Annotated in this window: 25 protein-coding genes; 4 read left to right on the plus strand and 21 right to left on the minus strand. The window is 66.4% G+C overall.

The annotated features are described in order from the left end of the window. Window positions 1-78: 78 nt before the first annotated feature. Window positions 79-849, plus strand: coding sequence for a TIGR02391 family protein (locus tag ACT54R_RS09525; protein ID WP_476325693.1), 771 nt, complete (start codon window positions 79-81; stop codon window positions 847-849). A gap of 208 nt (window positions 850-1057) precedes the next feature. Here the strand turns inward: ACT54R_RS09525 and ACT54R_RS09530 are convergent, their stop codons facing one another. Then, a complete protein-coding gene (locus tag ACT54R_RS09530) occupies window positions 1058-1483 on the minus strand; it encodes a terminase small subunit (protein ID WP_476325695.1) in 426 nt (141 codons plus the stop codon). 80 nt (window positions 1484-1563) lie between these two features. On the opposite strand from ACT54R_RS09530, the gene ACT54R_RS09535 reads away from it, so the two are divergent. Next, window positions 1564-1764, plus strand: a complete 201-nt coding sequence (locus ACT54R_RS09535; protein ID WP_476325697.1) for a hypothetical protein — start codon at window positions 1564-1566, stop codon at window positions 1762-1764. Here ACT54R_RS09535 and ACT54R_RS09540 read toward each other — a convergent pair. From ACT54R_RS09540 to ACT54R_RS09630, 19 genes are all read right to left on the minus strand, one after another. Continuing rightward, window positions 1742-1864 (minus strand): putative ring-forming protein, encoded by a 123-nt coding sequence (locus tag ACT54R_RS09540; protein WP_476325699.1) that lies wholly within the window; start codon window positions 1862-1864, stop codon window positions 1742-1744. The two genes, ACT54R_RS09535 and ACT54R_RS09540, sit on opposite strands and share 23 nt — an antisense overlap. A gap of 20 nt (window positions 1865-1884) precedes the next feature. Beyond that, a complete protein-coding gene (locus ACT54R_RS09545) occupies window positions 1885-5532 on the minus strand; it encodes a hypothetical protein (RefSeq protein WP_476325701.1) in 3648 nt (1215 codons plus the stop codon). Further along, on the minus strand, window positions 5529-6668 hold the full coding sequence (locus tag ACT54R_RS09550; RefSeq protein ID WP_476325703.1) for a hypothetical protein: 1140 nt from the start codon (window positions 6666-6668) through the stop codon (window positions 5529-5531). Before ACT54R_RS09550 ends, ACT54R_RS09545 begins: the two co-directional genes overlap by 4 nt. A 4-nt stretch (window positions 6669-6672) precedes the next feature. Continuing rightward, the gene (locus tag ACT54R_RS09555) at window positions 6673-6861 is read right to left on the minus strand and encodes a hypothetical protein (protein WP_209487457.1); all 189 of its coding nucleotides are present in this window, start codon (window positions 6859-6861) and stop codon (window positions 6673-6675) included. 114 nt (window positions 6862-6975) lie between these two features. Beyond that, window positions 6976-7389 (minus strand): hypothetical protein, encoded by a 414-nt coding sequence (locus tag ACT54R_RS09560; protein ID WP_476325705.1) that lies wholly within the window; start codon window positions 7387-7389, stop codon window positions 6976-6978. 153 nt (window positions 7390-7542) lie between these two features. Beyond that, a complete protein-coding gene (locus ACT54R_RS09565; RefSeq protein ID WP_476325707.1) occupies window positions 7543-8550 on the minus strand; it encodes a transposase in 1008 nt (335 codons plus the stop codon). A gap of 322 nt (window positions 8551-8872) precedes the next feature. After that, complete coding sequence (locus tag ACT54R_RS09570; protein WP_476325709.1) at window positions 8873-11038, minus strand: AAA family ATPase; 2166 nt, start codon at window positions 11036-11038, stop codon at window positions 8873-8875. Further along, window positions 11035-11310, minus strand: a complete 276-nt coding sequence (locus ACT54R_RS09575) for a hypothetical protein (RefSeq protein WP_476325711.1) — start codon at window positions 11308-11310, stop codon at window positions 11035-11037. Before ACT54R_RS09575 ends, ACT54R_RS09570 begins: the two co-directional genes overlap by 4 nt. After that, window positions 11307-11696, minus strand: a complete 390-nt coding sequence (locus ACT54R_RS09580; RefSeq protein ID WP_476325713.1) for a hypothetical protein — start codon at window positions 11694-11696, stop codon at window positions 11307-11309. The genes ACT54R_RS09575 and ACT54R_RS09580 overlap by 4 nt, the downstream gene beginning before the upstream one ends. Beyond that, window positions 11693-11944: a hypothetical protein gene (locus ACT54R_RS09585; protein ID WP_476325715.1), complete on the minus strand. Its 252-nt coding sequence runs from the start codon at window positions 11942-11944 to the stop codon at window positions 11693-11695. The genes ACT54R_RS09580 and ACT54R_RS09585 overlap by 4 nt, the downstream gene beginning before the upstream one ends. After that, window positions 11941-12228, minus strand: coding sequence for a winged helix domain-containing protein (locus tag ACT54R_RS09590; protein WP_394103270.1), 288 nt, complete (start codon window positions 12226-12228; stop codon window positions 11941-11943). The genes ACT54R_RS09585 and ACT54R_RS09590 overlap by 4 nt, the downstream gene beginning before the upstream one ends. Continuing rightward, the gene (locus ACT54R_RS09595; protein ID WP_476325717.1) at window positions 12221-12421 is read right to left on the minus strand and encodes a hypothetical protein; all 201 of its coding nucleotides are present in this window, start codon (window positions 12419-12421) and stop codon (window positions 12221-12223) included. Before ACT54R_RS09595 ends, ACT54R_RS09590 begins: the two co-directional genes overlap by 8 nt. A gap of 78 nt (window positions 12422-12499) precedes the next feature. Further along, a complete protein-coding gene (locus ACT54R_RS09600) occupies window positions 12500-12742 on the minus strand; it encodes a helix-turn-helix domain-containing protein (protein WP_476325719.1) in 243 nt (80 codons plus the stop codon). A gap of 266 nt (window positions 12743-13008) precedes the next feature. Beyond that, window positions 13009-13539: a hypothetical protein gene (locus tag ACT54R_RS09605; protein WP_476325721.1), complete on the minus strand. Its 531-nt coding sequence runs from the start codon at window positions 13537-13539 to the stop codon at window positions 13009-13011. Next, window positions 13536-13886 carry a hypothetical protein gene (locus ACT54R_RS09610; RefSeq protein ID WP_476325723.1) on the minus strand — a complete coding sequence of 117 codons (351 nt, stop codon included), beginning with the start codon at window positions 13884-13886 and terminating at the stop codon, window positions 13536-13538. The genes ACT54R_RS09605 and ACT54R_RS09610 overlap by 4 nt, the downstream gene beginning before the upstream one ends. Then, a complete protein-coding gene (locus tag ACT54R_RS09615; protein WP_476325725.1) occupies window positions 13879-14583 on the minus strand; it encodes a hypothetical protein in 705 nt (234 codons plus the stop codon). The genes ACT54R_RS09610 and ACT54R_RS09615 overlap by 8 nt, the downstream gene beginning before the upstream one ends. Further along, window positions 14576-14965: a hypothetical protein gene (locus tag ACT54R_RS09620; RefSeq protein WP_476325727.1), complete on the minus strand. Its 390-nt coding sequence runs from the start codon at window positions 14963-14965 to the stop codon at window positions 14576-14578. The genes ACT54R_RS09615 and ACT54R_RS09620 overlap by 8 nt, the downstream gene beginning before the upstream one ends. After that, on the minus strand, window positions 14958-15425 hold the full coding sequence (locus ACT54R_RS09625; RefSeq protein WP_476325729.1) for a twin-arginine translocation signal domain-containing protein: 468 nt from the start codon (window positions 15423-15425) through the stop codon (window positions 14958-14960). The genes ACT54R_RS09620 and ACT54R_RS09625 overlap by 8 nt, the downstream gene beginning before the upstream one ends. A 57-nt stretch (window positions 15426-15482) precedes the next feature. Continuing rightward, window positions 15483-16070, minus strand: a complete 588-nt coding sequence (locus ACT54R_RS09630) for a hypothetical protein (RefSeq protein WP_476325731.1) — start codon at window positions 16068-16070, stop codon at window positions 15483-15485. 112 nt (window positions 16071-16182) lie between these two features. Between ACT54R_RS09630 and ACT54R_RS09635 the strand changes: the two genes are divergently transcribed. Next, entirely contained in the window at window positions 16183-16623 is a 441-nt protein-coding gene (locus tag ACT54R_RS09635) for a helix-turn-helix transcriptional regulator (RefSeq protein ID WP_476325733.1), read from the plus strand. Window positions 16624-16712: 89 nt separating this feature from the next. Here ACT54R_RS09635 and ACT54R_RS09640 read toward each other — a convergent pair whose 3' ends face one another. Then, window positions 16713-17918 (minus strand): hypothetical protein, encoded by a 1206-nt coding sequence (locus ACT54R_RS09640; RefSeq protein WP_476325735.1) that lies wholly within the window; start codon window positions 17916-17918, stop codon window positions 16713-16715. Window positions 17919-18506: 588 nt separating this feature from the next. Here ACT54R_RS09640 and ACT54R_RS09645 point away from each other — a divergent pair. Next, complete coding sequence (locus ACT54R_RS09645) at window positions 18507-19226, plus strand: SOS response-associated peptidase (protein ID WP_476325737.1); 720 nt, start codon at window positions 18507-18509, stop codon at window positions 19224-19226. Window positions 19227-19229: the final 3 nt, after the last annotated feature.

Below are 19229 nucleotides of genomic sequence, written 5' to 3' on the forward strand. Positions count from 1 at the left end.
CAAGCAGGACGGTGGATTCTTTCTCTACCTCACCAAACATGAGCCGCAACCCTTCCCTTACGCGACTAGGAGACCACATTGCCCCCAAATATGCTGCTTTCTGAATTAATTTCGGATTATAGGCTCGTTTTATCGATGCCTCCGGAAGAATTAGCCTATCCAATTCTCCTTTTTTCAAAACGTAATATGCAAGGATCCATGCTTTCCATGATTGACGTTACTATGGAGAAGATGGGATTTAAACCTGCAAAAAGCGCATCTGGTGAACTGGAGTTTCGATCCGCTGTAATGGAAGCATGGCATTGGCTTTCACTGAACATGTTGATAATGCCGGCAGATGGCATAAACGGATCGAATGGATGGTGGGTATTGACTAGACGAGGAATGAAGCTGGTTGACGATGAGGCGGCATTTAGAACTTATGCCTCGGCCAAGAAGCTAAACCCCGACCTTATTCACGATGACATACGAAGCGAAGTTTGGATCGAGCTTGCACGAGGACAGTTTGGAGATGCTATTTTCAAAGCATTTCGCGCGGTTGAGCAGAAAGTAAGGGACGCTGATCCGCGCCTGTCAAAATTTTATGGAAAAGAACTTATGAGAAAATCCTTTCAGTCCGGAGGAGGACCCCTAACACTTGAGGATGACGACATTTCTGAGCAAGAAGGGATTGCCCACATGTTTGCTGGAGCAATGCAATATTATCGCAACGCAGCCGCACACAGGGAAATGACCATAACTAATTCTGAGGAAGCCTTCGAGATTATCCTTTTCGCTTCCAATTTATTGCGAATTGTGGATGTGCGGTCCATCCGTCTCCAGGGCAGCGCCGCTCGGGATCGGGAGTAAGCGGATGGTCGCACCGCCCAAATTCCACATCGCGCCCACCACCAATCAAAACACCATCTCGTCCCGTAGAGCCCTCGACGCATCGAGCAGTAGCTGTCAAAGGTGGAAGGGAGGGGCGTCCTCGGCCCTGGCGGTCCGAGGCTGAACGCCGGTATCGCGGGGACCAGCTTCCCCTCCGGCTATGGATGTCGCGCCACTGGTTTCTCGATCAGTTGCCAGTAGCGCCCTCCGCCCCATAAGCCGCGGTCCATTCGTCCTCCGACATGGGCTTGTCGCTGATGGTGTGGACGACGTTCACGTTCTCGCTCTTGTCCACCACGAGCCCGTTCAGCTTCGCCACGTCCATCCAGGCGGCGCGGGCCACCGAGAGGCCAGGCGCCCCGCCCTCCTCCTCGGCGGCCTCCGCGATGCGCTTCAGGTTTGCGGTGACGTCGGCCAGGGTGATTTCCGCGCGCATGGCGCCTCTCTCCTGCAGTTCGGTGATCCGGGCGCGCACGGCCGGCTCGCTCGCCAGCCGGTGGGCGTTCTTTCGATCCGCCCGGAAGCCGGCTTCGGCATAGGCTTCGGCCGTCGCATTTCCCTCCGCCACGAGCTGGGCGAACCGCTCGCGCCGGCCGTTGCGAAGAGGGGCCATGGTTCGCTCCTTCTTTTGACGGACTCCACCCCTGATTGAGCCGGTGCTAGCGTGCCCGCATTGACTATGGGGAGGATGGGATGGCCGATAAACCGCCAGTCGTGCACATCGGAGAAAATTCGCCAGAACAGATCGCGTTCAAGCTATTGGGCGCCGTCTGCTACGCGGAAAAGAAAGATGTGAGCCCCTTTCACAATTCGGGAGAAAAGGCCGACAGGAAATGGATCCTCGACACCTTTGCTGAATGCCTTGAAGCCGTCAGGGGTAATCGCGACCGGTGACGAACGCGTAGAAGGTGGCGGCCCGCTTGATGACGTCTTCGTCGGGGCCGCCGGCTTCCATCGCCAACTTCAGGCACGCGAGCCGAATTTCGTGGTCCATGAGCGCTCCCCCTTGATAGGTCAGTCGGCGGCGTTGGCCGCTGCGGCCCGCATGTAGACGCGGGTGAGGCTGAGAGCCTGCCCGGAGGTGGGTTCACCCTTCACCTGCGCCAGCAGCGCGCGGGCGCGCTCCGGGTTCAGCAGGGCGTCCTTCACGATGTCATCGACGCTCTGAAGGCCGGCCTGTCGCATGGCTTCGATGACGCGGCCGAGCTGTGCACCACCACCAGCGCCGGCCGCCGCGCCGATGCCGCCGGCCGTCATGCTTCCCGCCGCCGCGCCGGCGCTGGCGAGCGCGCCCGGCGACAGGATGCGGGCGAGCCACGACTGCGCGCCGCCGGCCTTGGCCACGCCGGCCATGTCCTGCGTCGTGTTGGAGCCGCCCGGAAGCTTCACCGCCGCGATGGAGCGGTTGGAGCGCTTCAGGTCCGCCGCGACGGCCTGGAGGGTCATGATCTCCGGCCCGGACAGAACCTGCTTGAGGGCCGGAACGTTCTGGCGCAGGAACTGCTGGAAGGCGTCCGAGCGCATCAAGTCCGTGCCGGACGTGGCGCCCTCGGTGTTGCCGATGAAGCGGAGGTTGATGTAGTCGGCCACCGCCTTGCGCAGGCCGTTGCGGGCCTCTTCGTTGCCGGCCGTCTCGCGCGCCAGCCGGCCCATCTGCTGCACGGCGTCCTGCCGCGAGAAGATGCCGCCGATGGTCTTGGTAACGTCGGCCGGGTCAGAGAGGTTCAGGAGCCGCGCGACGGCGCCCTGCTCGAAAGTGTCCAGCGCCGCCTTGCGGTCCACAGCCGCCTTGGCCATGGCCTCGGACGCGGCTACCGGGTCGGCGAGCATGCGGTCCACTTCGGGCATGGCCCGCAGGGCGTCGGCGTGCTTCTGGCGCCACGCCTGCACTTTGGCGGGGTCGAGCGTGCCGTCGAGGGGGCTCTGCGCGGCCTTGCGCAGGGTGGAGAGAGCATAGTCCTGCACCTGCGCCATGGCGCCGGGAGCGGCGTTGCGCAGCGCCTGCATGGCCTCATAGCCGCGCGGGCCGGGCACGAAGAACCGACCGGGCACGACCGAGGCTTCCATCTGGAAGGGGCCTGCGGCGCCGGAGCGCTGGATGGTGCTGCCCACCCGGCCGGCATCGAAGGTCTGCGCGCGCTGCTTGGTCGCCTCGCTGGCGGCCTTCAGTCGTCCTGCGGCGGCTTCGTCGATGTTGGGGGAGAGGTTGTCGGGGAAGAGGCCAGGGCTTTGTAAGCCTTGATCTCGCGGAGCATCGCGAAATCCCCCTCCGCCCGGTACTTGGCCTCCAGGTGTTGGATGAACTCGGCCCGGTCCGAAGGAGGCATTTCCGCCACCACCTTCTGCAGCGCCTTGCCCCATGGCCGTCTCGGAGGCGCGTCGCTCATACCAAGCCTGTTGGTCCCGCTGGAGCTGAGCGATTGCCACCGCCATCGTGTCCTCTTCGGACATCGCGCCGGCCTGCACCGCCCGCTGTTCCATCTCCGCCTTCGCGGCCACAGCGTTCTCGATGTCACGCTCGATGGCACCGCGAAGCTGCGACAGGCGAGCATATACGCGAGACTGTCCGTTCGTCACCATCTCCTGCCGCATGGCGTCTGACACACGGCTGCGGAGCGCCGTCATCTCGCGAAAAGGCACCACATCGGGGTACTGCAGCGCCGTCACGATGGTGGCGCGTTCCTCGCCCGCCAGCGGCGCAGCCGACTTCTCGAGCTCCTTCACGATGGACCGGGCCGTGTCGCGCACGCCCATGGCCGGCAGGTTCAAGTCTCCGTTCGGGTCCACAGCCTTCCACAGGGCGCGCTCGCGCTCCTTGGCCACGCCCCGCGCGTCCATGATGCTCTGGCGGATCGCGCCGCCATAGGCCTCCGGCGCGCCCTCGCCGCCGATGGCCGCCGCCGCTCCCTGCGCTCGGCTGGTGGCCGCCTCCAGTGCTTGCCCGGTCTGCTGATCCAGCGCGGCAAGGTTCTGCCGAAGCGTGTTGACCACCTGTTCCGGCGCGCCCTTGGGCTGGATCGCCTCCAGCGCACCGACACGCGCCGAGTTCTGGTCAGCCCGTCGCTGCATGAACTCAGCCGGGTTCTGCGCCGCGCTCGCGCGCTCCAGCGCGCCAAGGCCCATGTCGCCCGTCAACTGGAAGGTCGTCGGGTCCGAGCCCTGCACCAGATTGCGCGCCACGGCTCCCGGCTCGGCGGGCAGGCCCACCTGCTTCGATGCCGCAGCCGCGTCGAGCGTGTCGCGCACCGCCTGGGGATCGCTCGCCCACTGCTGAAGGCGCTCGCCGGCCACGCGCTCCTGCGTCGCGGGATCGGACAGCCGGAAGTCGCGCCAGGCCTGCGGCAGGCCGGCCACGCCGCGCCCGGCCGCCACGGCGCCGACACCCAGCCCGGCCCCGGCCATGCCGCCCACCGTCTCGGCGAGCGGCTTCCACTGGTCCGGGACAACCTGCCCCGCCATCTGTCCGCCGACACCCGCCGCGGCGCCAACACCGGCATTGACCGCGGCGTCTCCGACCGATGCCGAGCGGCCGAAGACCTGCCCGAGTGTGTTCATGGCGCCTTCGCCGACCACGCCGGCCCGGTTCAGGCCACCCAGCACCGCCTCGGGCGCCAGCATGCCGGCGGCGCCCGCACCGGCGGCGCGCCCCAACTTCTCCGGGATGGTGGTGGCCTGCACCTTGGCGGGGTCGTTCACCCCCGCGGCCTCACCGACGCCAGCCAGCCACTGACTGGACCCGGGCAGGTTGGTGCGCGCCTGTGGCAGATCGGCGCCGGTGACAGCGTTGATGGCCTGCACGCCCTTGTTCGTCAGCCACGTGGCGGCGTCCACCGGCGCGCCCAGGGTCGAATAGATCGCCTCGTTCGCGCCAGCAGTGAAGTTGTTCCAAGGGCCGGAGGGCGCGGGCTGGCTGGCCTGCTGGGGCTGTGCCGCCTCGTGGCCGCTCCAGTCCATCTCCCAGGGCATCGGCCCGGAAGACTGCGCGGCTTGCTGCTGGGGCCCCGCGTCCGGCCAATCCATCTCCCACGGCGGCTGGCCATCATCCACCGGTGGCGCGGGCATCCGCTGCACGGTGCCGTCCTGCCAGGGCCGCACCTGCGCATCCGTCGGCCGCGGCGGAACGGGATCGACGGCACCAGTCGGCCGCATGGCGCCCTCGATGGCCTGCACGCCGGTCGGCTTCGGCGGCTCTGCCATGTAGGCCATGGCCTGACGAGGAACGAACTGCACTCCGGGAAGCCCCTGGTTGGTGTCGGCCGGGCCGAGGTCGCGCCCCACGGGCACGTCGAACCGGCCTTCCGGCGCATTGCGGAAGGAGCCGCCAGTGTCGTGGACCACCACGGGAACGTCGCGCAGCACGTGGCGCTGCCCGCCGGCCTGATAGCTCACCTCGGGGATGGTGTACTCGCGCCCATAGAGCGCCGGGTTGCCGGCGATAGTCACATAGGGCGCCTGCCCCATGCGGAAGTCCTCCAGCGTGCGCACAACGGCCTGCCCGTCCGGGCCCGGGCGCGACGACGCATAGCCCCCCTCCATCGGGTCGCCGGCGCGCTGGGGCGAATAGGTGGTGGCGCGCGGCGCCGGGCCCATGAGGCGGTCGGCGAAGCTGGCGGCGGCCGGCGGGAGGGTCGCCCCTGCCCAGTCCATTTCCCAAGGGTTCATTGCGTGCGCCCCCACGAGTTCGGGTCTTTCGGATTGCCGCCGCGATAGACGAAGCCCTTCACGATGGTGCCCGGCACGAGGCCGCCGGCCCCCTGTCCGGTGCCGGGCTGCTGGCCGCCGCTCGCGGCCGCCTGCCCACCCTGCGGCTGCTGGCCGAACTGCGGCTGACTGCCAGGCACCATCGCGGCCTGCGCCCGCAGCTTGTTGAGGCCGATGGTCAGCGCGTCGCGGAATTCGTAGAGGGCCGCCTTGTAGTCCTTCTCGTTCTGCGCAGCGTTGAGGCGGGCCATGGCGTTCTCTGCCTTCAGGCCTTCCACTTCCGTGATGGCCCCGCCGCCCTTCAGCATGTTGTACCCCTGAAGGAACACGCCACCCTTGAGCTGATCCATGCGGGCCTGAACGCGCGCCGCGTCGGCCGACACATTCGGCAGGCTGGAGGCGAGCGGGCCGAGCATAATCGGCAGGTAGGGATCGGTCGCCAGATCCTCGATTTGCTTGGTGATCTGGCCCGCCATGCCTTCCGCGCCGGGGAGCTGTGCTTGCGCTTCGCCGGCCGCCTTGCCGACAGCGTTCTGCTGCGCCACGCCAGCCACGTTCTTCGGGATCGTGGTGATGGGCTGGCGCGTCTGCGGATCGAGCAACACGAAGTGAGTGCCGGCGTCGACCTTGATCGGGTCCTTCGCGACCGTGAAGCCGGCGGGGAGCTTCAGCTGGATCGGGTTGCCGTCCTTGCCCAGCTGCATGATCGCGGGATTGCCGTTGGCGTCCACGCCCCACACCGGGTTGAGGCCGTAGGTCGGCTGTTCGGCCTTCCCGGCCCGCTGGCGCATGATGTCGATCTTCTGCCGCTCGAAATCGTTCTGCGTAGCCTGCTGGCCGAGCCCCTGATAGACGCGGGCACCTTCCAGATCCCCGTTGCCCATCAGCCGCGCGGCCATGCTCTGGTAGTTCGGCGTCGCCGTGGGGTTCGCCGCCATCTCGGCACCGAGTGCCTTTCGGCCGTCCAGCACATCCTGCTGGCGCCGGGACGCTTGGCCCTGATCGAAGGCTCCCAACAGCCGGTCGGCGTAGGAGGCAATCTGGCCGCCCTGATTGGGCTGGACCGGAATGAAGAAGCTCGGGACATCCCAGGCCATGGCGTCAGCCCTCCCGCTTCGGGAGCGGCTTCACGGCCGGCGGCGTCACGCCGGCGCGCTCGATGCGCTCCAGGATGGCGCGGCGCGCGAATTCGGCCTGCGTGATGCTCTCGCGGGCCGCAGCCTCTGTAATCGCGGCGTTGAAGCCCTGCGGGCCTCGGAGGTTCATGATTTCGGTGAGGGAACCGGCCATCTGCAAATCTCCAGATCGGCCCATGGTACAGCGAATGAATTCTGTAATATTGCGATTTATCTTGATGGGTCAGAGAGGGTAAAAGGTCATAGGAGGTCAGGAGCGGTCGCGTCATCAATTTAATTGAAGCTTCCGCGCAATCTCAGCCTCTCGCTCCCGCTCGCCCTCCACGAAGCGCTTCCAGTGCTCGGCCTCGTGCTGCGACACGGCGCACTGGTCCAGCAGGTATGCGTTGCGCCGGCCAAGGTCGTCCATGCACTCGTGGTGGATCTGGATTTGCTGGCGCAGGCGGTCACGCTCGACGTTGAGGCCGGCCACGAGCTGCTGGAGGGCGTCCACCTGGCCACCGAGGTCGTGGCAGCGGTCCCGGAAGAAGTCCGCCAGCGCGGCCCGCTGCTTTAGCCGCTGACGAGAACGGCGGCGGCGTTCGGCGCGGGCGGTGCGATTGGGGCTGCTTCGACGCATTTCCATCCAAGCCGCAAGCGTGCGTAGGAGGATTTCAAAAGGAGATTTCTGCTTATTCGGCATTACTCACCTCCAGCCCGCCGGGACGCTGCCTATTGCTGCATTCCAAAGTTGATGGAGCGGGGTTTGAATTTTGATTTCCGTTGATTATTTTTTCAAACGCTGGACGCGTCTGGGATGATCGTAATCAGTCATCTGCGCCGGTCGCGGGTCTTGTCATTTGCTATCATCGAGACGCGCCTTCCTGCGCCAGGTGTTCACGGTCTGCGGCGACACGCCGGCCCGGCGGGCAATCTCGCGGTCGGAAAGCTCGGGCTGGGTGTCCAACATGGACAGCACGTCGGCGCGCTTCTGCGCATCGATGCGGCGGGCCGCTGGCGAGGCTTCGGCCTGTCCAGATTGGACGGCACCCGCATTCGCCCGGAGGATGGCGAAATCCGCCTCTAGCCGCTCAAGGAAGGGCGCGTCTCGCTTCTTGGGATCGATCCATGTGCGCTCGTGGGCGTAGCGCTTCCAGTCGAAGCGAGCCTGCATGTCATCCCATGAGGCGACGGGGCGAGAGGCCTCCAGCTCGTCCTCCAGCAGCAGCACCCGGCAATGCACCTCGGCGTAGTGGTTCCATTCGCCATGCCGGCAGAAAAGGCCCCGATCCATGGCGAGGCGGTCCCAGTCCTTCACCTCGGCGAGGGCATCGGCGAGCGTCGCAGGCCATGGGTATGCGCCGGTCACGGCTTCGCGGATGGCAGGCGTGATGTCCGTCACGCGCCAGAGGTCGCCCGCCCGGCCGTCGAGGGTCTTGGCAAAGCGGTGCACCGTGCCCGCGTCGTCCGTCCAGTGGTCCCAGGTGGCGAGATGCGCGATGGCAGCATCAAGCAGTGCCTCGCGCTCGTTGCGGGCGAACACGGCGGCTTCCGAGCCACAGGCAGTCAGCACTTCCGCACGGCGCCGTGCTTCCCGAGCATGGCGCTCCGCGCGCTTCGCCGCCTGCCGCGCCTTGTAGCCGGGCTCCTTCGCCTCCATCCAGTCATCGAAGCCCTCGAAGATGCTGCGGGCCGTCGGCTGCGGTGCGGCGTCCAATTTGGACAAGGCGACATTCAGCGACATGCCGGCGGCCATCGCGATGCTCTCGGCACGGGACCGGGCTGCGGCACGTTCGCCCTCGGTCGCACCGCCGGTCATGAGGCCGTGAACCTTGCGGAGCTTCTCCAGATCGAGCGTCGCCATGCGTTGCCCTCCTGCGCGGCGGAAACCGTCATTTGTCGTCATGGGAATGCGGAGTGGATGATCGAGGGCAGGACCGCAGAAGGGGATGCCGGTCTAGGCGACCCGGCGGGCACGGCGCGGGCAGGTAGGCGGCGAGGTCGGGATATCGGCCTCGGGACCACCCGATTTTGCCGCACTTCTCTTCCCACACCGGGGCGCCGCAGTTCGCAGTAGTGCCGCGTCCTATATACATAGGACTGCGGCAACTGCGGCACTGCGGCAACCGCCCTTTTCCGCCGTAGTTGCCGCAGTCTGCCGCAGTTTGGTTTTTCAACTGCGGCAATCATGACTGCCACCCCGGACCGACCACCACGAATTCGCGCATCTCGCGCTTGCTGTCGGGCCTGATTTCTTTCCCGAGCGCCTTCGAGGCGAACCACATGGCCAGCGCCCGCTTGACCTTCTCCTTGGCGGCCTTGTCGACAAGGTCCACGCCTAGCACTTGCGCCACGAGGTTGCCGATCCAGTTGGCGGCGCGGATGTCTACGCGGTAATCCGGGTTCTCCCGCACGGCCGCCACGACCTTCTCGATGTGCTCGGCGCGCACGTCGTGCAGGGTGTCAGGCATTTCCCAGGCGGTGACGACGCCGACGTGATCCTCGGTGTTGATGAGCCCGTAATCCCTGCCGTTGCCCAGCCCGACCGACACCAGCTTGCGCCAGACGGCGCGCTCCATGGGGGGCGCCATGTTCGCCTTGCCGTTGTCCACCCGGAAGTGCAGCCTGCGGTGTTCGGGCTCAATGCCGGCCTTGTCAGCATCGTCCTGAGCCATGACGTTAAGCACGCGGGCCGAGCGGACCGCACCAATGAGGGCCGACCCGCCGCGGGCATCTTCCACGGTATAGGTGTGCTCGCCCATGGCCTTGCGGACGTGGTGCACGAGCTCCACAGCGCAGTTGCACCGCTCGGCGATGCCGGCCCACTCCTTCACCACCCGGTCGATGGCCCCGTTGTCGTTCTCGCCGACGCTGTGGGACGACACGAAGGGATCGATGATGACAACGTCGATGTCGTTCTCTCGGATCGTGGCTTCCATGTCCTCGATCACCGGCCGCGACACCGTCAGCGTGTCCCGAACCTTCTCAGCGATGATGATCGGTACTTCGCGGCCGGTATCGATGAACAGCCGGCCCTCGATCTCCTGCGGCTGGACGGCGTAGTGCTGGCAGGCGGCAGCAAGGCGCCTGTCCATCTCCTCGCGGGGATCCTCGCCGTTCCAGTACCAGACGCGCGCCCGCTCCTGCACTGGCACGTCCAAGAGGGCCCGGCCGGTGGAGATGGCCAGCGCCTCGGCGATGATGAGCGACGACTTGCCGACGCCACCCGGTGCCACCGTGCCCGAGACGAAGCGGCGGACATAGTGCTTGTCATAGATCCAGCGGCGCGGCGGGATCGTGGTCGGGTCCACCCACTGCCAGGGGGTTGCAGTGATCCGCTGACGCCGCGCAGCCTGTGGCGCAGGGGCCGGGCCATCCGTGCCGGTGCCGCGCATCTCGTGCCGGTGCTCCTGCCGGTCCGGGACTTCGCGGGGTTTCAGCCGGCCGGCCGACAGACCGCTCTCGATGGTGGCGAGCACCGGCCGCTCCCCATCGTCGGCGATGAGGCCGCAGCTCGCCGCCGCCTGAAGGAGTTCGCCTCGCACGATGTCCTCGTCCACCAGCCCGGCGCCCACGAGTTGCCCCAGGCTGAAGGCGGCGACGTTGAGCCGGTTGTTGCGCTCGCCGCGGCCGCTCTGCGCCAGCGCCCAGCACTCTCCGGCAATGGCCGTCTGCACGTAGCGGTCCGGCGGCGCCTGCCGCTGTCCGCGGAAGTCCACGACGTTCGCGGAGCGCTGGGGCGCCGGCTGCGTCGCCGTCGCATCGAACATCGCATAGAGCCAGTCAGGCGCCTCGGCGAAGTGGAAGAAATCCATGGGATCTTCCATCTCGTAGCTGCGGCCGTCCGAAAGCCGTGAGCCCGGTGCGATGACATAACCCCCTTCCCCGCGAACGTTGATGCCGCGCGCACCATGAGCGCGGAACCCGCGCTCTGTATTCGTCATGGGCCGGTCGTCCCGCCACCGGAATAGGAGGTGGCGCCCGCCGTTGGGCGTGAGATGCGTATGGGTCCGGATCGTCGGGTGCTGGCTGGCGATGTTCTCCCATGCAGCCATGCCGTCGGGGTCGCCTTCCTCTTTCACGCCGTCGGGATCGATGGCCCACACGCCGCTCACGGGGCCCATGGGCACGCCGATGAGCGCGCCCGGCCACCTCGCCCACCACTCCCGGATTTGGGCCTCGTCCGTGGTGGCCTTCAACTTCCACCCGGTGTCCTTAATGTCCTTCCCGGCGTCATCCTTGTCGCACCCAATCAGTGGCACCTTGGAAAAGCCACGCCTGGGCGTCGGATTGCACGGGAACACCCGCCAGCCCCGGCGGGCGTAGTCGAGGGCGTGCTCGAGAGGGGTCATGCAGCGCCTCCCCAGTCGTCCAGCCCTCCGTGGGAAGCCGCCAGGGTCTCGCCATCCAGCACCTGCTCTTCACCGGCGCTCAGACACTCCGCCATGGCGCGAGCCTCACGCTCCGTGGCGCAAGAAATGCGGCGGATGAGCCAGCTGCTGCTGGCGAGGCGCTGCACCACCCACCACGGTCCGCCGTCATGTTCAACGGCGAATGTCGTCTCGGCGCTCGCGTGCTCGTGCGAATGGATCGCTGAAGGGGGGAAGCTGACGACGCCGCTCATGCCGCGCTTCCCTTTGCGAAGGTGTTGCGCACCTCGGCTTCCACCGCGCCCATCTGCGGATGCAGCCGGAGGAACCATTCAAAGGTCTCGGCACAGTCCGCCTCGGTGAGGCTGTCCACCTGAGCGGCCGCCGCGGCGGGAAGTACAAGGAAGCCGCGCATCCGGGCCCCGCCTATGGTGCGGAGCACCGCATAGACCCGCCAGCCTTCGGCCACCGGCGGCGGATTGCCGATGAGGCAGAAGATTTCCACTTCGTGGATGGACGCGAGCCGCACGCGGTGCCGGCGATCCGGAAAGCGTGCGAAGAACCGTTCGTCCGCGTTGGTCGTGGATGTGTTCTTGGCGGTCAGGCGCTCGACGCGCCGCTTGAGGGCGTGTTCGTTCATGCCCGCACCTCCCGAGCCGGCGGGCTTGTCCGGTCGAACCCGAGGAAGCCATCTTGCCGCCAGCGGGAGAGAGCATCCAAGGCGGCGGCGTGGTCGCCACCGCTCCAGACGCACGAGCTGTTGCCGCCCTCGCAGCGGTAGAGGAAATATCGGCGCTGGCCGAGGTCCCGCGGATCATTGGAGCGGGCGACGGTGCCCACTTCCAGGATGACGTGGGGCTCGGCGTGGAGGTGGACGACATTCGTCATCGCCGCGCCTCCTCGATCACCTGCACCGGCGAGCGGAGCACGTAGCGGCCATGGGAGCCGCTGTAGGCTCCGCCGTGGGCTTCATCGAGCGTCTCGATGGCCAGCCCCGCCTTGCGGAGCTTGAAAATATAGTCGGACCAACGGGGCGCGGGCCGGTCAATGGGGGTGCAGCCGCGCTCTCCGGCCTCGACAAGTGCGTGGAGGGCCCAGGCCATGCGGCCTTTCACAGTGAAGGCCGGCCCCTCAGCATCGAGGCGGAAGGTGACCCGGATCACATCAGCCATGACGCGCCTCCCGTCCAAGGCCCGCGGCCTCGGCGTGCGCCAGGGCCACGCCGAACGGCACGCCGAGGGCGGATGCGAGCCGATGGGCCGCGAGGTGAAGGGTGTTCGGGAGGCTGGAGGACGCGGGCTTGGCGCTGCTGGTGGGCGGCGGACGCTTGCCGGCGCGGCGGGTGTGAGGTATGGATTTGTCCATGATGCTTTTCCGGAAGAGAGGCGTCAGACCAACGAAATCAGCGCCCCGTTGCTCGCTGGCATCGGGGCGTTTTCGATTTCAGGCGGCACGGACGGGAAGCCTCAGGCGCCACGCGTCGAGAGCTTCACGCAGGATGAGGGTACGGGTCCCGTACTTCCGCGCCTCCAGGCGCTTCTCGCGGATCTCCTCCTTGAGCTTGGTTTCCCCGATGCCGAGATAGGTCGCGGCGTCGCGGATGCTGTAGGCGCCGTGCTGCAGATCCCGTGCGGCGGCGGAGGGAGCCTCTGTGGTGGCGAAACCGGTGTTCGTGCTGGCGGCCATCGCGTCCTCGCTGCTTGTGCCGCCTGCGCCGATCCGGCGCACAACGGCGTGTGACGACGAGAAGAGTGCCGATCGAATTTCTGCAAAAGAACCCGCATCAGAGGCACTTGCGCCGCATGCGAGATGACTTGCCCCGCATGCGAGATAGAAGCGGCTATAAGCCGGTCGCTGGCGGTCGCACCTGGGGCCCGACTTGCGGCTTTCGCGACGAGACTTGCGGCTTTTCAGGACCGTGACGACGCCGCATGTGAGAATCATGCCCCAAATCACCCTGGCACCCACACGCCCACGACGCGCCCCACGAGCTTCTCAGCGGCGTGTTCGGTGGTGAATGGTCCCTCGCTCGCGCCGAAGCGCCCGGAGCGCAGCGCCGCCTCGCGGTCCCGCGGATCAGCCGGCGGGATCCAGTGCCGGGCCATCCAGCACGTTGCGGGCTCGGCGCCCGCCTCCGGCTGCTGCACCCACCCGCCACCCGGCCGTCGATAGCGGGGCCGCCCCACCATCTGGCAGAGGGCGAAGGTGCGGCCGCACTCGATCCGTGGATCGGAGTAGGAGATCAGGAACAGCTCGCCCTGCGCCGGCTGGCGGTCGGCGAGGTCCACCACGGCGAACTCGCCACGGCGCAGGTGCGGGTGGAAGGCGTCATCCTCCACCGGGAACGTCATTTGCCCCGGCGGGAGCGCCGGCAGGATCATCAGGGCGCGCAGCTCGGGCTGGTGCTCAAATTGGACAGCCGGGAGCTGCGGCGTGGTGGCGAGGGCGCGGCCCGGCCGGCCAGTGGATGTGCGGCGGGTCATGCTGCGGCACCTTCCAAGAAGCTCAGGGCCGCCTGCATGAGGTTCGGCACGGCATCGGCGCCGCCGAAGTCCTCGCACATCTCGGCTGCCAGCCTCAGGGCGGCAACCGCCCCCGCCTTGCTCGTGGCGGCCGGGATGCGGCCGTCGTTGAGCGCGTGCCAGATCGGCATGGGGGCATCCTCCGGGATATCGCCCACGGTCGCGTCGAGCTGTTCGCACTCGGCGCGATAAGCCGCGATGAGAGCCACGAGCGGGTCGGCAGCGTGGGCGGTGGTGGCCGGGCCGATAAGCGCGACGGCGGCGGCTCCCGCCAAGAGGCCCCGGCGGCTGGGGCGATGCTCAGACATGGGCGCCTCCGACAAGGGCGCACGCATCGCGAAAGACGCTGTAGACGAGCCGTTCGTCCATCGTGAACCCGCGCCCATAGATCGGGAGATTGTTGATGGTTTCCGCAATCCACTCGGTGCCTTCGCCGGGCTCGCCTCGATGACAGTAGGCCAACGCCTGGAGCTTCACCCGGACGCCGGCCGGTGTCGTGGCAGGCGTCACCGCGATGCGCTCGCACAGGGCGTGGGCGGCTTGTGCAGCCCGTTCCATTTCCCGCATCGCCGCCGCGTAGCCGTTCGCTTCACCGGCCGCGCGCAACCCGTCCTCCCAAGTCCTGAGATCCGCCATCAGCGATACTTCGGGCCAACGGTCGGCAACGGTGCCCAAGGAGTTGCACAGTCGGAACCGCTCCAGCAGATGGCCATACGGCCCCGTGTTCAGCGTGTAGCCGTCGCCCAGCGGGCGGAACAGCGGTTCGCCCTGATGGGTATAGGCCAACAGGGCGGCAGAAGGAGCCGAGCAACTGCGCTTGGCCGCATCATGGAGACGATCCGAAGCAACATCCGCAGCCTGCTCCTGTACAGCCAGAGCGGCCAGCTCGCGCCCCATGGCGAGCAATTCCTCGTCGGCGGGAGCGGCCTCTGCGGCGCCCCCAAGGCCGGCAACAGCACCCTTGAGGATGCCGCGTCGAGAAGGGGAAGAGTGACGCTCAGACATTGGCGCCTCCCACCGGAAGGCGGCGCAGAGCCTCGGCCATGTTCGAGATGATCTGCGCGGGGCCGTAATGACCGGTCAACACCTCCAGATCGGGGTATACCGCAGCGTGGGCCGCATAGGCCGCGAGGCCGCCCATGCTGACCGGACGGCAGGCACAGAAGGCCTTCCACAGGTCTTCCTCCTCATCGAGGGCGGCGTCCCAGCCGGTATCCGTGCTGTCCATCTCGTTCAGCCGGGCGCGAGCGGCGGCGTGGGCCGCAATCGCGGAGAAGACCGGATCGGGCGCAGCGATGGCCGAGGCGCCCACCATCGTTGCGCCGAGGGAGAGCGCGGCAGCGCCGAGAAGGGCGCCGCGGCGGGAGAGGGTGCGGGGCTCACGCATGGGCTGCCTCCCGCGCGTGATAGGCGCGCACCGTCGCGAGGATAGGACGGACCTCTTCCTCCCAGATGTCATCATCCCAGGTGCTGGGCGCCCACATGAGAGCGAGCCAGGCCTGCATTCCGTCGGCGGAGGTGGGTACGGTGCGCACGGCGCGGTGCAACACGATTGCGTAGGCCGAACACGCGGCCATCACTTCGGCATCCGTTTGGGCGGAGATGCCTCCGGCCATGTGCTCGGCATCGACCTTGCGACAGAGGCGGTCGCGCTCCTGTTGGGCGCTGCGCACCGCCGCAATAGCGGAGAAGACGGGATCGGGTTCCGCGGCTTCCGCCTTCGGCAGCACGACGACGGGCACAGCGAGCGCCGCGACGGTTCCGAGGGCCGCACCGGCCTTGAGGAAGGCGCGGCGGGAGGATGCAGGCATGGGGGCGGCGTTTGCCGCCGCGGTGGGCTTCGGCATCGGTGGGCTCCAGGGGTGTGAAGGGTGGGCGATGGGAGGCGGCGGGCCGCCTCGGGATCAGGCGATACGGGCGAGGCGCAGGGCTTCGTCAGCCGCCCGGACCTTGGCGAGGGCGGCAGGGACACCGCCCCACGGCACGACGGCGGTGCGCACCTTCTCGGCGAGGGCGATGTCGGTGCTGGTGAAGGCTAGCCGGTCGGCGGGGCCGATCAGCCGGCCGAACTCGACGCCATCCCGCTTCAGAACAAAGGCGGCGCCGTCCCGCTTCGCGGTGTAGCTGGCAGCGATGCCGGCCGCGGCCTTCTCGGCGCGCAGGATGGCTTCGACGTTGGCGACGCGCATCAGGTCGTTGGAGCGGTGCTTGCCTGCTGTCCACGAGGCAGGCACGCCGGCCCGGCTGTACTTCGCCGAGCGAGAACGCGCCTCGGCAAGGGCGTTCTCCAGCTTGCCGATGACCTCGGCCCGGTGGGCGCCGCGCGACACGACGATGTAGCGTTGAAGGACTGCCCAGTCCGTCACCGGGGCATTCCGGGCCTCATGCCATGCCTGCCGCAGATGGGCGGCGAAAGCGGGCCGGCTGTAGAGCGCCATTGACTGGCGCAGGAGCGACCAGGCGCGGCGCATGATGTGGGAGAGGTTGGGCATCTCTGGACCCGTCTAACTAGGTTTAAATCCTAGTTCACTATGATTTGCATTTCAGTTGCCGTCAACAGCGAACTATGAAAAAATCCTAGTTAGATAGATATGAGGAAGCGGAATGCTGACAACGGGAAACCAGCTCAAGGCAGCGCGAGCGCTGGCGGGGATGGATCAGGGTGAACTCGCGCGCCGAGCGGGCGTCAACATCAACACCATCGGCGCCATGGAAAAGCGCGGGCCTGACATGCTCACGAGCGGCCTCGACAAAATCACGGCCGTCATGCGCGCCCTCGAAGAAGCCGGCGTCGAGTTCCTGAACCATGGGCAACCGGGGGTAAGAATGCGTGGCCCTAACTGGTTCATCACTAAAAACGGCCACCTGCCGCCAGAGAATGAGGAAGTGATCATCGATTTTCAGATCAACGAAACGCGAACACCTGTGGCCGTTTTCGATCACGGAAACGACGTTTGGCGCATTAAGGGCAGTTCATTGACGGTGCCGAAAATGGACGTCCCCCAATGGACGCCCGGCCCTTGGGGGTACCGTTTCAACAAATAACCAATCCGGCCCGTATCATCTTCGTCGCCGAAAACTGCGAGGGGCCGGGCGTGAGGCTGAGGAAGGAGCGGTAGCAGACATACCGGCGCCTAGAAATCCTCCTCCTCTTCTCCTTCCCCCCGAGCGATTGGATCTTGGTCCTCAGACGCCCGGAATGTCCTGATGAATTCGATGGCGGAACCAGACGTCAAAGGATCCATTTCATTTGCCACTTCAAGCGCCCAGCTTGCCCACGCCTCTGCCCTGGCTCTGTCCTGCGCCCCACTGGCGGAGGCTAAGGCGGCGGCGACAAAAGTACGGATATTCGCTGCAGAGAACCATGCTTCTGTTTGATTGCGAAGACGATCGACTTTAGCCCGTGCCAACGCAGCAAGCCGTTCGCGCTCTCGGCGCTCTTCCTCGATCTTGCGCTTCAATGCTTCTCGCTCGGCTTCCTCCCTCCGCTGTCGTTCCCATGCAATCTGCCTGGATATCGCTGCGCGTTGAAGCTGCTCCGCCGCCACAGCGATACCCACGATCATTTCCGTAAATTGGTCCTCCAAGGTCGAACCGTTTTCGTCCGCCCAGAGCAGCCGTACACCCGCAGGTGGCTCGTAAGACGCAAGCTCGAGGCAAAGCTTGTCATTGGTGTCACCCGATGATGCCGGCCGACCACCGCCTCGGCGACTCGAGGGGCGATCGAGTGTGAACCCCATATGCTTCCCCCCAATGGAAAGAGAGAGCTCACGCGCTTGCTCGCCCCTAACCCAACCTCCACATCCCACTTTTTCGAAAGCGAGAAAAAGGCCGTTCAAAACCCGAAGGCGCCGCCTCTCGAATGGGGTATCGAACTGAGGCTCCCTCCAATAGAAGGGCTCGGCCAGCTTCCTCTGGCGATGCGTTTCGTCCTTAGCCAGTAGCTTGGCGATAAGGGGATGCGCTCGGGCAAAGCTCCGAGGAACAGACACGCTACCCAGGCGCCGCCGGAAGCGTTCTGTGAGGAGATCGAGGCTGCCTTCCTCCGGATTCGGCACGCCCGGCTCGCCTTTGATCCGCGCGAGCAGATCCGAGGTAAGTTTCCCGGAAATCTCGATCCAATCAATCGAACCTAGGTCACGTAACGACAGAGGCTTCCGAGTAACCTTTTTACCTGCGCTCAGCTTGTTCCAATAGCCCCGCTCGGGGACCGGAATATTATGATTCCGGCAATGCTTGGCTAAGGCGACATCGGAAATTCCGATCTGCCGCCCCAGCTTCTGCATGGCCTCGGACCACACCAAGTCGTAGAGCTGTTCCCGCGTCAAACGGAACGACATGAGGCGCTTCCCGATGATCCTGCGCGACGATGCGCACGCATGCCCCCCACTATTTCCAAGCACGCGCAGGATCAACATGTGCGTTCGGTGCGCCGGGCCCCGCCATGCGGAGCGTGAGGATCACGCTCCCAGCCCAGCGCTTCCAGCGCGGCGCGTCGGGCGATGTCCAAGGCTCGTCCTTCATCCGCCCCTCACTCGTTGCGCCCACGCACCACCCGCAGCTCCGGCCGGGCCAGATCAGGCGGGCGGGGCTTCGCCAGATCCGGAAGATAGATTCCGCAGGTGGGCGACAGTTTGCGTTGTGCACGCCGTGTTGGATCGGGGAGCGGATAGGGGCACGGGAACCGGAGCCGGTCCAAGATCACATCCAGGCCCGCGTCTGCCCCATACCGTTCTGCCAGCCGAGCCAGCCGGAGCCGCCCGCGCCTCTGGCACAAGACGCAAGCCACCCGGACAACGACGTGGGGATACTCGACCAGACGCATGAGCGGACACTCCCCGCCCATGGATTCCACGAGAACAAAAAGAGAACAAGTCACGAGATATAGGGGCTGGCGCGCGGCCGGCGCTGTGCCGTAGCCTCGCCCCATGTGCAACCTCTACAGCCACACCTCGAACGTCCAGGCAATCATCGATCTGGCGCGCGCGACGCGGAACCTCGCCGGCAATCTGCCGCCGCAGCCGGGGATCTTCCCAGACTATGACGCGCCCATCGTGCGCAGGGGTGCCGACGGTGTGCGCGAGATTGCCATGGCGCGATGGGGCATGCCGTCGTCGCAGCTGGCGCTCATGGAGGCCGCCAAGAAGCGCGCGGCAAAGCTCGAGGCCAAGGGGCAGCCGGTCGTTTTCAAGGAGCTGCTGCGCCTGGAGCCGGACAGCGGCACAACGAACATCCGCAACACGTCGAGCAAGCACTGGCAGCGATGGCTCGGGCCGGAGAGCCGTTGCGTCGTGCCCTTCACGAGCTTCAGCGAGTTCAACAAGGCGGCCGGCGGCGACGTATGGTTCGCCTTCTCGGAGGCGCGCCCGCTGGCCGTGTTCGCCGGGATCTGGACGGCGGGATGGACCTGCGTCCGCAAGATGAAGACGGGCGTCGAGACCGCGGACCTGTTCGGGTTCCTCACCACCGAGCCGAGCGAGCCGGTCGCCTCGATCCATCCCAAGGCCATGCCGGTGATCCTCACGGAGCCTGAGGAAATCGAAATCTGGATGACCGCGCCATGGCAGGATGCGAAGGCGCTACAGAGGCCGCTTCCGGCCGATGCGCTCCAAATCGTCGCGCGGGGTGTGAAGAAGGACGAAAGCTGACCC

Source organism: Xanthobacter sp. DMC47 (assembly GCF_056313845.1).